Source organism: Streptomyces sp. NPDC050145 (assembly GCF_044460245.1).
Classification (GTDB): Bacteria; Actinomycetota; Actinomycetes; order Streptomycetales; family Streptomycetaceae; genus Streptomyces.
In genome coordinates, this window is sequence record NZ_JBITJS010000002.1 from 497,746 (window position 1) to 510,675 (window position 12,930).

13 protein-coding genes are annotated in these 12,930 nt (G+C 71.8%); 8 read left to right on the forward strand and 5 right to left on the reverse strand.

The features are described 5' to 3' along the window. Positions 1–367: 367 nt before the first annotated feature. Positions 368–811 carry a MarR family winged helix-turn-helix transcriptional regulator gene (locus tag ACIBTU_RS05790; RefSeq protein WP_399124822.1) on the reverse strand — a complete coding sequence of 148 codons (444 nt, stop codon included), beginning with the start codon at positions 809–811 and terminating at the stop codon, positions 368–370. A 177-nt stretch (positions 812–988) separates the two neighbouring features. Here ACIBTU_RS05790 and ACIBTU_RS05795 point away from each other — a divergent pair, with 177 nt between their 5' ends. Beyond that, the gene (locus tag ACIBTU_RS05795) at positions 989–2,470 is read left to right on the forward strand and encodes an MFS transporter (protein ID WP_399124641.1); all 1,482 of its coding nucleotides are present in this window, start codon (positions 989–991) and stop codon (positions 2,468–2,470) included. 449 nt (positions 2,471–2,919) lie between these two features. Here the strand turns inward: ACIBTU_RS05795 and ACIBTU_RS05800 are convergent, their stop codons facing one another. From ACIBTU_RS05800 to ACIBTU_RS05810, 3 genes are all read right to left on the reverse strand, one after another. Continuing rightward, positions 2,920–3,570, reverse strand: coding sequence for a hypothetical protein (locus ACIBTU_RS05800; protein WP_399124642.1), 651 nt, complete (start codon positions 3,568–3,570; stop codon positions 2,920–2,922). A 147-nt stretch (positions 3,571–3,717) separates the two neighbouring features. Beyond that, positions 3,718–4,401 carry a GntR family transcriptional regulator gene (locus tag ACIBTU_RS05805; RefSeq protein WP_399124643.1) on the reverse strand — a complete coding sequence of 228 codons (684 nt, stop codon included), beginning with the start codon at positions 4,399–4,401 and terminating at the stop codon, positions 3,718–3,720. Between the two features lie 120 nt (positions 4,402–4,521). After that, positions 4,522–5,259 carry an SLATT domain-containing protein gene (locus tag ACIBTU_RS05810; RefSeq protein WP_399124644.1) on the reverse strand — a complete coding sequence of 246 codons (738 nt, stop codon included), beginning with the start codon at positions 5,257–5,259 and terminating at the stop codon, positions 4,522–4,524. Between the two features lie 249 nt (positions 5,260–5,508). Between ACIBTU_RS05810 and ACIBTU_RS05815 the strand changes: the two genes are divergently transcribed. The 7 genes from ACIBTU_RS05815 to ACIBTU_RS05845 all read left to right on the forward strand — a co-directional run bounded on the left by ACIBTU_RS05815 (position 5,509) and on the right by ACIBTU_RS05845 (position 12,068). Continuing rightward, positions 5,509–5,853, forward strand: a complete 345-nt coding sequence (locus ACIBTU_RS05815; protein WP_188338159.1) for a YbaB/EbfC family nucleoid-associated protein — start codon at positions 5,509–5,511, stop codon at positions 5,851–5,853. 91 nt (positions 5,854–5,944) lie between these two features. Further along, entirely contained in the window at positions 5,945–6,544 is a 600-nt protein-coding gene (recR, locus tag ACIBTU_RS05820) for a recombination mediator RecR (protein WP_018529216.1), read from the forward strand. Beyond that, complete coding sequence (locus tag ACIBTU_RS05825) at positions 6,537–7,202, forward strand: DUF5063 domain-containing protein (protein ID WP_399124645.1); 666 nt, start codon at positions 6,537–6,539, stop codon at positions 7,200–7,202. The genes recR and ACIBTU_RS05825 overlap by 8 nt, the downstream gene beginning before the upstream one ends. A 211-nt stretch (positions 7,203–7,413) precedes the next feature. Beyond that, positions 7,414–8,697 carry an aspartate kinase gene (locus ACIBTU_RS05830; RefSeq protein ID WP_399124646.1) on the forward strand — a complete coding sequence of 428 codons (1,284 nt, stop codon included), beginning with the start codon at positions 7,414–7,416 and terminating at the stop codon, positions 8,695–8,697. Then, on the forward strand, positions 8,697–9,767 hold the full coding sequence (locus ACIBTU_RS05835) for an aspartate-semialdehyde dehydrogenase (protein WP_399124647.1): 1,071 nt from the start codon (positions 8,697–8,699) through the stop codon (positions 9,765–9,767). Before ACIBTU_RS05830 ends, ACIBTU_RS05835 begins: the two co-directional genes overlap by 1 nt. A 388-nt stretch (positions 9,768–10,155) precedes the next feature. Continuing rightward, complete coding sequence (locus ACIBTU_RS05840) at positions 10,156–10,833, forward strand: SigE family RNA polymerase sigma factor (RefSeq protein WP_399124648.1); 678 nt, start codon at positions 10,156–10,158, stop codon at positions 10,831–10,833. Positions 10,834–10,973: 140 nt separating this feature from the next. Continuing rightward, the gene (locus ACIBTU_RS05845) at positions 10,974–12,068 is read left to right on the forward strand and encodes a hypothetical protein (protein WP_399124649.1); all 1,095 of its coding nucleotides are present in this window, start codon (positions 10,974–10,976) and stop codon (positions 12,066–12,068) included. Between the two features lie 16 nt (positions 12,069–12,084). Here ACIBTU_RS05845 and ACIBTU_RS05850 read toward each other — a convergent pair whose 3' ends face one another. Continuing rightward, on the reverse strand, positions 12,085–12,891 hold the full coding sequence (locus ACIBTU_RS05850; protein WP_399124650.1) for an SURF1 family protein: 807 nt from the start codon (positions 12,889–12,891) through the stop codon (positions 12,085–12,087). Positions 12,892–12,930 lie beyond the last annotated feature (39 nt).

Sequence of the window (12,930 nt, forward strand, 5' to 3'; positions counted from 1 at the left end):
GCGTCGGCCCGGCGCCGGCCTCGGGGGCGGCATCTCAGCCCCGGGTACGGGGCGCAGCTGCGTCTGCGGCGGCTCGGCCCCACAGCGGCCGAGCCGCGCATGCAAACAGCCCCGTGCCCCCTGCGGGGCTCGTCTGCCCGCAGGACGTGGGCAGTGCCGCCGCGGGGTGCCGGGTCGCTGTCGCGGCGGGGCGTGCAGGTCCCCGCGCTTCTACGGGGCCCGTCCGCCCCGGCCCTCACCCGCCCCGTCCGGGGCGGGTCGGCCCGGCGCCGGCCTCGGGGGGCGGCATATCGGCCCCGGGTGCGCGGTCCCGTCGCCGGTCTCGACGGCAGTACCGCCGTAGGGGCCGGGCGCCGCACGTGCGAGGTCAGGGCCGGGGCCAGGGGCGGCCGTCGAGGCGTTCTATCGCTCGGTTGAGGCGGTGGAGGGAGGCGGTGAAGGTCGCGGCCTCGGCGGGGGACCAGTCGTCCATCAGGTCCTCCAGGATGCCGAGGTTGCGGGCGCGGTCGCCGTCCAGCGCCCGCTCCCCCTCCTCCGTGATCCGGAACTTGCGGGCGATCCCGCCGTCGGGGTCGGGGATGCGCTCGACGAGGCCCTGCCGGGTCATCGCGGCGGTCTGCCGGTTCAGCGTCGACGCGTCGAGCCCGGTCGCCTCGCTGAGCTGGCCGATCGACATCGGGCCGACCAGCTGGATCCGGGTGAGCAGGATGTAGGCACTGCGGTCGAGGTTCCAGATCGACGCTCTGGCGCGGTTCGCGAAGAGATACGCGTGCCGGTTGAACAGCATCGTCTCGAACTCGAGCTGCCGCATCGTGGCGTCCTTGTCGCCACCGGAGCCCTCGCTCGCGTCAGCCACCTCAGCCACCTCGACCCGTCCTTCCTCCGCTTACCGGCAGGTATATCACGGCGATATGCACCGTACATGTGTTGTGCATGATGCACATGAATTGTACGGTGCACATCCCAAGGAAGAAGGAGCCCAACCGCCATGGAAGCCAGCAAGCCCGGGGCCGCGCCCACCGGCCACCCCGGGCGCATCGTCGCCGTACTCGCGTTCGGCGGCATCGTGGCCTCGGTCATGCAGACCCTGGTCGTACCCCTGCTCGGCGAGCTGCCGCGCATCCTGGGCACCTCACCGTCGAACGCGACCTGGGTCGTCACCGTCACCCTGCTCGCGGGCGCCGTCGCCACGCCGATCATGGGCCGGCTCGGTGACCTGTATGGCAAGCGGCGGATGCTGCTCGTCTCGACCGTGCCGCTGATCGCCGGTTCGGTCGTCGCCGCGCTGGCCTCCGACCTGACCACGATGGTCGTCGGCCGGGGCCTCCAGGGTCTCGGCGTCGGTCTCGTGCCGCTCGGCATCAGCCTGCTCCGCGACCTCGTGCCGCCGGAGAAGCTCGGCACGTCCATCGCCCTGATGAGCGCCTCGCTCGGCATCGGCGGCGCGCTCGGGCTGCCGTTCGCCTCGGCGATCGCGGACTACGGCAGCTGGCGCGTGCTCTTCTGGGTGTCGGCGGGCCTGAGTGTGACCATCGCCGCGCTGCTGAAGTTCGCCGTGCCGGACACGGAGCGGCGGGCGCCGGCCACGGGCGGGTTCGACTACGTCGGGGCCGTGGCGCTCGGCGTCGGCCTCGTCGCGCTGCTGCTCGCCGTGTCGAAGGGCGCGGACTGGGGCTGGGGGAGCGGGACGACGCTCGGCCTGTTCGCCGTTGCCGTCGTCGTGCTGCTCGGCTGGGGGCTGTGGGAGCTGCGGGTACGCGAGCCCATGGTGGACCTGCGCACCACGGCCCGCCCCCAGGTCCTGATGACGAACGCGGCGTCGGTCGTGGTCGGCTTCGCGATGTACGCCTCGTCGCTGATCGTGCCGCAGCTGCTGCAGCTGCCGAAGGAGACCGGGTACGGGCTCGGGCAGTCGATGATGGCGATGGGGCTGTGGATGATGCCGGGCGGGCTGATGATGATGGCGGTCGCGCCGCTGGGCGGGAAGCTGTCCGGCAAGCACGGGCCGAAGGTCACGCTGCTGCTCGGCAGCGTCGTGATCGCCCTCGGGTACGGGATCTCCGGGTTCCTGATGAGCAGTGCGTGGCAGCTGACGCTGGTGATGTGTGTGATCACGGCGGGGGTGGGGCTCGCCTACGGTGCGATGCCGGCCCTGATCATGAGTGGGGTGCCGCAGTCCGAGACGGCGGCCGCGAACAGTTTCAACACGCTGATGCGGTCCATCGGTACGTCGGCCTCCGCCGCCGTGATCGGGGTCGTGCTGTCGCAGATGACCGTGTCGGCGGGCGGGGTCACGCTTCCGTCGGAGGACGCGTTCCGTACGGGCATGCTGATCGGGTGCGGGGTGGCGGTGATCGGGGCGCTGATCACTCTGGCCATCCCGTACCGCCCCGCCGAGCCGGTCCCTGCCGGGGGCGAGGCCGGTGGTGTGCCGGCGGAGGCGGCTCGGCCGGGGGTGGCGCGTCCCTGAACGGGGCGCGCCGCAGGGGTCGCTCGTCGTCGCGGGGTGCGGCTTTCGTCGTGGCTGGTCGCGCCCCGCGACGGAGTCGCTGATCGGAAGCAGCCCCGCGCCCCTGGGAGGCACAATTCGTGCGCCCAGGGGCAGGTTGGTCGCGCCCCGCGACGGCGTCGCTGTTCGGAAACAGTCCCGCGCCCTGAAGACACGCTCCGCATGCCCCGGGGGCTTGCCGGTCGCGCCCCGCGATGGCGTCGCTGATCGGGTACGGCCCCGCGCCCCTGAAGGCGCACTCCGTGCGCCCCCGGGCCGGGCCGTCGTGCCCTGTGTCGGAGTCGGGGCGCGCCCGGTGCCGGGCCGACGCCCCCGGAGGGGGCGGGTGGTGGGAGCAGGGCTTGGCCAGGGGAGATGCCCGGGGCGCATCCGCCCCGGCACTGGTTCTGCGCCGGGGCGGTGCTTCGGGGTCAGCTGAAGATGATCATTGAGCTCTGGGCCAGGCTGCGGGTCGCGGCCTGGTGCAGGCCCAGCCAGACGTGGCGCTCGCGGGCGAAGGGGCTGTCGTCCAGGGGGACGGACGCGGCCGGCTCCTCCAGGGACGTCGGCGCCGCCGGAGGCACGGGCGGCAGCGGAGGGTTCGCCGGGTCGATCCCGATGGCCGGCGCCACGAACTCCAGCTCCCGCAGCAGCGCGTGCGAGGAGCCCAGCGGGCCGCCCCCGGCGAGCAGTTCGTCGTCGGACAGCGGCGCGGGGAAGTCCAGGGGCACGTACGCGCCCGCGTGGTCGTAGTGCCAGACCAGGTGCGAGCCCTGGGCCGTCGACTCGAACATCTCCAGCAACTGCTCGTAGTCCCCGCCGAGTTCGTCGACCGGCGTCACCTCGAGCCCGCACAGCTGGAGCAGATACGCGCGGCGCAGGAAGTGCAGCGCGTCGTAGTCGAACCCCGCGACCGGGGCCACGTCACCGGAGAGCCCCGGCATGTACGCGTGGACCGGCACCGGCGGGAGCCCCGCGTCGTGCAGTGCCCTGTCGTAGAGCGCGAGCTCCTCGGCGAAGGGATTGTCGGGGCTGTGGCACAGCACGTCGACCAGGGGGACCAGCCACAGGTCACAGGCCAAGGGGGCTCCTTCGAGGCTCCGTTCGGCCGGGGGTTCCCGGCGTACGCCAGCGTAATGGGCGACACGGCGGCGTCACCCTGCCTTGCAGGTACCCATCGCGGGCAAGGAATCAGCCCCGGGAATCAGCCCGGATCAGTCCGGGAGCGGTCAGCTCTTGGCGAGGGACTCGATCAGGACCAGCGCGTCCTCGTTGTACGCGGCGACGATCGCGTGCGCCGCGTGCGCGTCCCGCGCGACGAGCGCGTCGACGAGAGCGCAGTGCCCCGACCAGAGCCGGCCGCGCAGATCACCGGCCCGGCGCAGGTGCGGCACCGCGCACATCCAGGACTGGACCCGCAGCCGGTGGAAGAAGTCGGAGAGGTACGGGTTCCCGAAGAGTGCGGAGAGCTCCCGCCAGAAGCGCAGGTCGTAGCCGATCAGCACGTTCAGGTCACCGGCCCCGGCGGCGCGGGCGGCCTCCTCGCCGCGGCGCCGGACCCCGGCCAGCGCGGCGGGGTGGCGCGGATCGTCCGGCGGGTTCTCGGACAGGCCCCGGAAGATGCCGTCGGCGACGAGGCTGCGGGCCTCGATCATCGAGCGGTAGTCGCCCAGCGAGTACTCGTGGACCCGGAAGCCGCGGTGCTGGTCCGAGTCGAGCAGCCCCTGCGCGCTCAGGTCGACCAGCGCCTCACGGACCGGCGTCGCCGACACCCCGTACCCCTCGGCGATCTCCTTGACCGTGAACTCCTGCCCCGGAGCGAGCCGCCCGCCGAGGATCTCGTCGCGCAGCGCGTCCGCGATCTGCTGGCGCAGGGTGCTGCGGGTGACGGCGAGGCCGTCGGAGACTGGCACGGATGGGATCCCTCGGGTCGGCCGGCGGCGGCTTCGTCGCCGCTGCCGATGCTGATGATGTTCGCGATGTCGTTACTGATGCGGAAACGACTGTACGAATCGCCAGCCTAGCCCCACCGCTCAGCGCGGCTCCGGCGGTCGCTGGCGGGGCATGTTCGGGCGGGTGCCCGGGGGGAGCGGGAAGCGGCCCGGCGGCGGGACCTCGGCGGGCCGCTGGGGGCCGGGCACGGAGGACTGCATGCCGAGCGGGGCCGGGCCCGAGCGGAACTCGACCATCCAGTCCGCGGTCTCGGCGCGGACCAGCTCGGTGACGTCCTCCGAGAAGCGCCGCAGGACGGACAGACAGCGCTCGGCGGCCTCACCGGCCGTGCCGTCGGCGGGGCCGAGCACCTCGCGCACGCTCTCCGAGGCCCAGTCGAACTGCAGCACCTGGAGCCGTCGCTGCACGGCCTGCGCCGTGGCGACGTCCCTTATCCACCCCGAGGTCAGCCCGAAGTACCGGTCACCGACCACGCACGCGACCGCGAGCAGCAGCGCCAGATAGCCCCAGGGGGCGCCGCCGCCGATCACCCGCGTCAGGTCGAGCAGCGGCAGCACCGCTCCGCAGACCGCGCCGAGCGCCGCGCCCGCGCGCAGGGTCCGGGCGGCGCGCCGCTTGCGGACCCGGTCGGCGAGGTACCAGGAGGCGGTGCGCAGGGCGCCCTCCTCGACCCAGCGGTACAGCTCGTCGAGGCGCTCGGCCGGCTCGCCCCAGTCGCCGAGCGGGAACGCCCGCCCCGAGAGGTCACCGGTGCGCGCGCCGCCCCCGCCGGGGTCCGCCTGCGACGGACCCTCGGGCTGCATCTCCGGCTGACTCACCCGGCACTCCCTGGGCTGGTTACGGATGGGGCTGAATGTGCAGCATCTTCCTACCGCCCAATGGGTGGCCCTGTTCCCGTTTTCGAGGGGTATCCGCTCAGAAGTGGCCGTTGATCAGGTATAGGGACCCCGGTCGACTCACTCGAAAGAGTGCAGCGCGACATGCCGGGGCGTGCGCCCCCCGGACCACGTAGGCTCGTTCGGACAGACAGTCCGTACAGACCGTGCATACAGACCAAGGAGCTCATCGTGATCCCCGGTGGTGGCCAGCCCAACATGCAGCAGCTGCTCCAGCAGGCCCAGAAGATGCAGCAGGACCTCGCGAAGGCGCAGGAGGAGCTGGCGCGCACCGAGGTCGAGGGGCAGGCGGGCGGCGGTCTGGTCAAGGCGACGGTGACGGGCTCGGGCGAGCTGCGGGGCCTGGTCATCGACCCGAAGGCGGTCGACCCGGAGGACACCGAGACCCTCGCGGACCTGGTGGTCGCGGCGGTCCAGGCGGCGAACGAGAACGCGCAGTCGCTCCAGCAGCAGAAGCTCGGCCCGCTGGCCCAGGGACTCGGCGGCGGCAGCGGCATCCCGGGCCTCCCCTTCTAGCCCGGGATCCGACTACCGTACGTATCAAGACAGCGGTACGTATCAAGACACCGCAGACGACCTGCGGACGACCTGAAGGCGAAGGCAATCCGTGTACGAAGGCGTGGTCCAGGACCTCATCGACGAGCTGGGCAGGCTGCCCGGCGTCGGTCCCAAGAGCGCGCAGCGGATCGCCTTCCACATCCTGCAGGCGGAGCCGACCGACGTGCGGCGCCTCGCGCAGGCGCTGATGGAGGTCAAGGCCAAGGTCCGCTTCTGCGCGACGTGCGGGAACGTGGCGCAGGAGGAGCTGTGCAACATCTGCCGCGACCCGCGCCGCGACCTGAGCGTCATCTGCGTGGTCGAGGAGCCCAAGGACGTCGTGGCGATCGAGCGCACCCGTGAGTTCCGGGGCAAGTACCACGTGCTCGGCGGCGCCATCAGCCCGATCGAGGGTGTGGGACCCGACGACCTGCGTATACGGGAACTTCTCGCGCGGTTGGCCGACGGGACGGTCACGGAGCTGATCCTGGCCACCGACCCGAACCTGGAGGGCGAGGCCACGGCCACGTACCTCGCGAGGATGATCAAGCCCATGGGCCTGAAGGTCACCCGCCTGGCCAGCGGCCTCCCCGTCGGGGGCGACCTGGAGTACGCGGACGAGGTGACCCTCGGCCGTGCCTTCGAGGGGAGACGACTGCTAGATGTCTGACGCCACGCTGCACGCCACCAACCGGGATCCGGGCGACTTCGCCGTCCAGATCTCCGACCAGATCGAGTCGTTCATCGTCGCGGTGACCGAGGTCGCCAAGGGCGACGAGCCGGACTCGGCGGTGCCGTTCCTGCTGCTCGAGGTCTCGCAGCTGCTGCTCGCGGGCGGCCGGCTCGGCGCGCACGAGGACATCGTCCCCGACGAGCGCTACGAGCCCGACCTCGGCCCGGAGGGCGACGTGGACGAGCTGCGCGAGCGGCTCGCGCGGATGCTGGAGCCGATCGACGTGTACTCGGAGGTCTTCGACCCGTACGAGCCGCGCAAGGCGCCGGTCGCCGCCCGGATCTCGGACGACCTCGCGGACGTCATCACGGATCTGCGGCACGGCATGGCGCACTACCGGGCGGGCCGGGTCACCGAGGCGCTGTGGTGGTGGCAGTTCTCGTACTTCTCGAACTGGGGCTCCACGGCGTCGGCGACGCTGCGCGCGCTCCAGTCGCTGGTCGCGCACGTGCGGCTGAACCAGCCGCTGGACGACCTGGACGGCCTGGACACGGACGAGGCCCTGAGCCGGGCCGAGGGCACCCTGGAGGAAGAGGCCGGCCAGGTCATGGCGCAGGAGATCGCGGGCCCGCTCGGGCTTCGTCCGGTCAAGTGACCTGGCCCACTTTCCCGGTTGCCGCGGATGCGGCTGGGCATGCGCTCGTGCGGAGCGGCCGGTCGGCACCAGGAAACCCAGCGACCACTTCGTGAGCGGGACATCTCACGATGCGGTAAAGCTGGGGCGGATTTCGGCCGCTCGTTAGACTGAGCCGACCGCGGTACGCGTACGTACTCGCGGTGACAGACGGACTGAGCGAGGAGCGCACGTGGGCCTTGTCGTGCAGAAGTACGGAGGCTCCTCCGTTGCAGATGCCGAAGGCATCAAGCGGGTCGCCAAGCGCATCGTCGACGCCAAGAAGAACGGCAACCAGGTGGTTGTCGTGGTGTCGGCGATGGGTGACACGACGGATGAGTTGATCGATCTCGCCGAGCAGGTATCGCCGATCCCTGCCGGGCGCGAATTCGACATGCTGCTGACCGCCGGGGAGCGGATCTCCATGGCCCTGCTGGCCATGGCGATCAAAAACCTGGGCCACGAGGCCCAGTCGTTCACGGGCAGCCAGGCAGGCGTCATCACCGACTCCGTCCACAACAAAGCCCGGATCATCGACGTCACGCCGGGACGCATCCGGACCTCCATCGAAGAGGGCAACATCGCCATCGTCGCGGGGTTCCAGGGCGTCAGCCAGGAGGGCAAGAACATCACGACCCTCGGGCGTGGTGGTTCGGACACGACGGCCGTCGCCCTCGCCGCCGCGCTCGACGCGGAGGTCTGTGAGATCTACACGGACGTCGACGGTGTGTTCACCGCCGACCCGCGTGTGGTGAAGAAGGCACGGAAGATCGACTGGATCTCCTTCGAGGACATGCTGGAGCTCGCCAGCTCCGGGTCCAAGGTGCTGCTCCACCGCTGTGTGGAGTACGCGCGCCGGTACAACATCCCGATCCACGTGCGGTCCTCCTTCAGCGGACTGCAGGGCACCTGGGTCAGCAACGAGCCGATCAAGAAGCAGCAAGGGGAAGAGCCCGTGGAGCAGGCGATCATCTCCGGTGTCGCGCACGACACCTCCGAGGCGAAGGTCACCGTCGTCGGCGTCCCCGACAAGCCGGGCGAGGCCGCGAAGATCTTCCGCGCCATCGCGGACTCCGAGATCAACATCGACATGGTCGTGCAGAACGTGTCGGCCGCGTCCACGGGTCTCACCGACATCTCCTTCACGCTCCCCAAGACCGAGGGCCGCAAGGCCATCGACGCCCTGGAGAAGCAGAAGGCCGCCGTCGGCTTCGCCTCGCTGCGCTACGACGACCAGATCGCCAAGATCTCCCTCGTGGGCGCCGGTATGAAGACGAACCCGGGTGTCACGGCCGGGTTCTTCGAGGCGCTCAGCGACGCGGGCGTCAACATCGAGCTCATCTCGACCTCCGAGATCCGCATCTCGGTCGTCACCCGCGCCGAGGACGTCATCGAGGCGGTCCAGGCCGTGCACACCGCCTTCGGCCTGGACTCCGAGTCCGACGAGGCCGTGGTCTACGGAGGCACCGGCCGCTGATGGCCGTGAGATCAGAGCGGCGTCCGACGCTCGCGGTCGTGGGAGCGACCGGGAGCGTCGGCGGCGTGCTGCTCCAGATCCTGTCCCAGCACGCGGACATCTGGGGTGAGATCCGGTTGGTGGCCTCGGCGCGCTCGGCGGGCCGCAAGCTCACCGTGCGCGGCGAGGAGACCGAGGTCGTCGCGCTGACCGAGTCGGTCTTCGACGGGGTCGACGTCGCCATGTTCGACGTGCCCGACGAGGTGGCGGCGCAGTGGGCGCCGATCGCGGCGTCCAAGGGCGCCGTCGTCGTCGACAACTCCGCCGCCTTCCGTCTCGACGACGACGTGCCGCTGGTCGTCCCCGAGATCAATCCGCACGCCGCGCGCGTGCGTCCGCGCGGGATCGTCGCGAACCCGAACTGCACGACGCTGTCGATGATCGTGGCGATCGGCGCGCTGCACGCCGAGTTCGGCCTGCGCGAGCTGGTCGTCTCCTCGTACCAGGCGGTCAGCGGCGCCGGACGGGCCGGCGTCGAGACGCTGCGGGCTCAGCTCAACCTCGTCGCCGGTACGGAGCTGGGGACCAGCCCCGGCGATCTGCGCCGGGCCGTGGGCGACGCGACGGGTCCCTTCCTCGAACCGGTGGCGCTCAACGTGGTGCCGTGGGCCGGATCGCTGCGCGAGGACGGCTGGTCCTCGGAGGAGATGAAGGTGCGGGACGAGTCCCGCAAGATCCTCGGTCTGCCCGAGCTGCCGGTGGCCGTCACCTGTGTCCGGGTCCCGGTCGTCACCGCGCACTCCCTGACCGTCCACGCCCGTTTCCAGAGCGAGGTCACCGTGGGCCGGGCCCGCGAGATCCTCGCGACGGCGCCCGGCGTCGTGCTCTTCGACGATCCGGCCGCGGGCGAGTTCCCCACCCCCGCCGACGTCGTCGGTACGGATCCGACGTGGGTGGGGCGGGTGCGGCGCTCGCTGGACGATCCGAGCGGCCTGGAGCTGTTCGTGTGCGGGGACAACCTGCGCAAGGGCGCGGCGCTGAACACGGCGCAGATCGCGGAGCTGATCGCCGCGGAGTTCACCGCCTCCTGAACCGCCTCCTGAATCGGCTCGCGAACCGGCCCCGGTGTCCGTTCACATGGTGCAGTTGTTCGTATTACGGGCACCCCCCTTCCCTTCCGAAGATCCAAACGTAGGATCTGTGTAAGTTCTGTGAGAGGGGTGCCGGTGCGGATCCTGCGCCGGCGTCGTCGTGCGTCCGAGATTTCCCTCCCCGTCCTGCAACCGCGCGCAGGGCGGGGAGCGTCTTTGCGGTCGCCTTTCGGTGGCCTCGGGCGGACGAGGCATATCGGGGCATAGGGGAAGAGCAGGTACGCATGTCGGCATGGGGCACGGCGTCATTCGTGGCGATGGCGAGTTCTGTCGCACATCGGATGCCGGACGCGTACAACCCTGACGGGGGGAAGCGTGTCCAACAGGCGTGGCAGAGGTACTCGACTTCACAGCGGTTCAGGCACGGGGCGCGGCCCTGCGGCCTCCCCTCGGTGTGCGCCGGCCCCGGGTGGGCACGGCCGGCGGAATGCCGGTGATCGCCCCCATGCCCGCGACACGGCCGGCTCACATCCCGGCACAGGCGCAGGGCGCTGACGACTCGATGGCGGCCGGCACGACTGTCGATCACCTCACCGAGACGTACCGCGCCCACTACCGCTCCCTCCTGGGACTCGCGGCGCTCCTCCTGGACGACACGGCCTCCTGCGAGGACGTGGTCCAGGAGGCGTTCATCCGCGTGCACTCCGCCCGCAAGCGGGTGCGCGACCCGGAGAAGACGCTCGCCTACCTGCGCCAGACGGTGGTGAACCTGTCGCGCTCCACGCTGCGCCGCCGCATCCTCGGCCTGAAGCTGCTCACCAAGCCGATGCCGGACATGGCGAGCGCCGAGGAGGGCGCGTACGACCTGCTGGAGCGGGACGCGCTGAAGAAGGCGCTGCGCGGTCTCCAGCGGCGTCAGCGCGAGGTGCTGGTGCTGCGCTACTTCGCGGACATGACGGAGGCGCAGGTCGCCGAGTCGCTGGGGATCTCCCTGGGCTCGGTGAAGGCGTACGGGTCGCGCGGCATAGCGGCGCTGCGCGTCGCCATGCAGGAGGCGCCGGTATGAGCCACGCAGGCCGTGAGGGCCCGGAGGAACGGTTCGGCGCCCAGGAGCGGGACGATGCCCCGGACGTACGGACAGAACACGTAGGACACGTAGGACGCGCAGGACATGCAGGACACGCAGACCACGCAGGGGACGCGACAGTGAGCGACGGATCCGGCCGCCCGGCCGGTGCGGCGGACCCCGAGGAAGACCCCGGGGCCGCTCCCGGCCCCGGCGAGGACGAACTGGCGCTGCGGCGCCTGATGCGGCAGGCCGTCTCCGACATCGCCCCCTCCGACGCGTCGCTCGAGCAGCTGCGCAGGGCGGTGCCCGCGCGCCGGGCCCGCAAGCGGCAGGCCGCGGTCGGCGCGATCGCCGCCGGTGTCTTCGTCGCGATGGCGGTGCCCGCGGTGCTCCACGTGGCGAACACGAACGCGTCGAACGACCGCCCCTCGATCGCCGGCAACAGCGAGGCCACGCACGGCGGCGTCGACGCCGGGAAGGCCTCGGGCGGCGGCTCGGGCAAGGAGAAGGGCGCCGGGCCGGGCCGGTCCAAGGACAAGGCCGGGCACGGCAAGAAGGACCGCGGGGGCGGCAAGGGCCGCGACACCGGCGGGACGTCCACCGACCGGCCGGGCGGCGGCAGCACCGCCGCCGCGGCCAGCGCGCCGGTCTGCGACGCGAGCGAGCTCGGCGCCCCGGTGCCGAACGTGGGCGTGGCGGACGCGAACGGCACGGTCTACGGCTCCTTCCGCGTCACGAACGTCTCGACGGGCAACTGCACGATCGACGGCTCGGGTGCCACCGGGGCGACCGCGCAGGGCGCGGCGGACCCGGCCAGGGTCACGGTCGTCGACCACACCTCGGGTGACGCGGCGACCGGCCTGCCCGACCCGTCCACGGAGCCCGGCCAGCTCATCCTGGAGCCCGGGATGTCGTACGAGGTGCGCTTCGCCTGGGTGCCGTCCGGGCAGTGCCCGGCGACCGGCGGGCCCTCCAGCGGCGGCAGCGACGGCGGTTCCGGCGGCGACGGCGGCGGCACCGCGTCCCCGTCCCCGACGCCCACCGAGCAGACCACCGGCGCCGGGGACAGCACCGACTCGGGGCTCTCCACGCAGCTCGGCTCGGACGACCCGGCGCAGGGCAGTGTCCTGGTGGAGCACACCGCGGAGCCGGGGGCGCCCAGTGCGGACGCCACCATCCAGGGGGCCTGCCAGGGCACGGTGTACAAGACGGGCGTGCTGCCCGCCTCCTGAGGGAGAAAGCAGCAGGTCAGCCGGTCGGCTGAGGAGTCTGGGAGGGCTCCTCGGCCTCGACCAGGCCCAGCTCGGCGTCGCGCACGGCCTCGGCCTCGCGGCGCACGAGCCGGAACCACATGAAGACGACGAAGCCCGCGAAGACGAACCACTCGCCGGTGTAGCCCAGGTTCTGGAACGCCTTGAGGTCCAGGCCGCTGCCCTGCGGGGTGGTGGCGGGCACGGGCGTCATGCCGCCGTCCGCCTTGTCGAGCGTGACCCAGGCGTCCTGGACGTCGTACGGCACCAGGTTCACCAGCGACGCCGCGCTGATCACCCCGACCTGACCGGCCGGGAGACCGCCCGTGTTCGACACCCCGTTGGACCCCGCCGACTCCGCGGCCTGGAGCGCGCCGACCACGGTGACCTCGCCCTTCGGCGCGGCGGGCGCCTTCGCGGCCGAGGCCGTGCCGGGCAGCCAGCCGCGGACCACCGGGAGCGCCCCGCCCGAGCCGTCGGCCCCCTCGGGGCGCAGCAGCGTCACCACGTAGAAGCCGGTGCGGCCGTCGACGTCGCGGTCGGGGACCAGGAACTGACGGTCGTAACGGCCGGTCGCGGTGGCCCGCTTGCCCGAGGTCACCTTGTCCACCGGCAGCAGCGAGGCCAGCGGCGCCGGCTTCGACTTCTCGTTCGCCGACGCCCGCTCCGTGACGGACCGGTGGTCCTGCACCCGGTCCTCGAAACGGCTGAGCTGCCAGGAACCCATGAAGATGCAGAACGGGATCGCCAGCAGGACGAAGACGTTGATCCCCCACCAGCGGGGCGTCAGCAGGAACCGGTACACGCCTTCCACGGTACGGGTCCGATATAAGGACCCGTACCG

Bases quoted from the DNA above. Each gene is read 5' to 3' on its own strand.
- ACIBTU_RS05835 (WP_399124647.1), top strand. From the start codon at position 8,697: ATGGCCGTGAGATCAGAGCGGCGTCCGACGCTCGCGGTCGTGGGAGCG.
- ACIBTU_RS05825 (WP_399124645.1), top strand. From the start codon at position 6,537: ATGTCTGACGCCACGCTGCACGCCACCAACCGGGATCCGGGCGACTTC.
- ACIBTU_RS05795 (WP_399124641.1), top strand. From the start codon at position 989: ATGGAAGCCAGCAAGCCCGGGGCCGCGCCCACCGGCCACCCCGGGCGC.
- ACIBTU_RS05790 (WP_399124822.1), bottom strand. From the start codon at position 811: ATGCGGCAGCTCGAGTTCGAGACGATGCTGTTCAACCGGCACGCGTAT.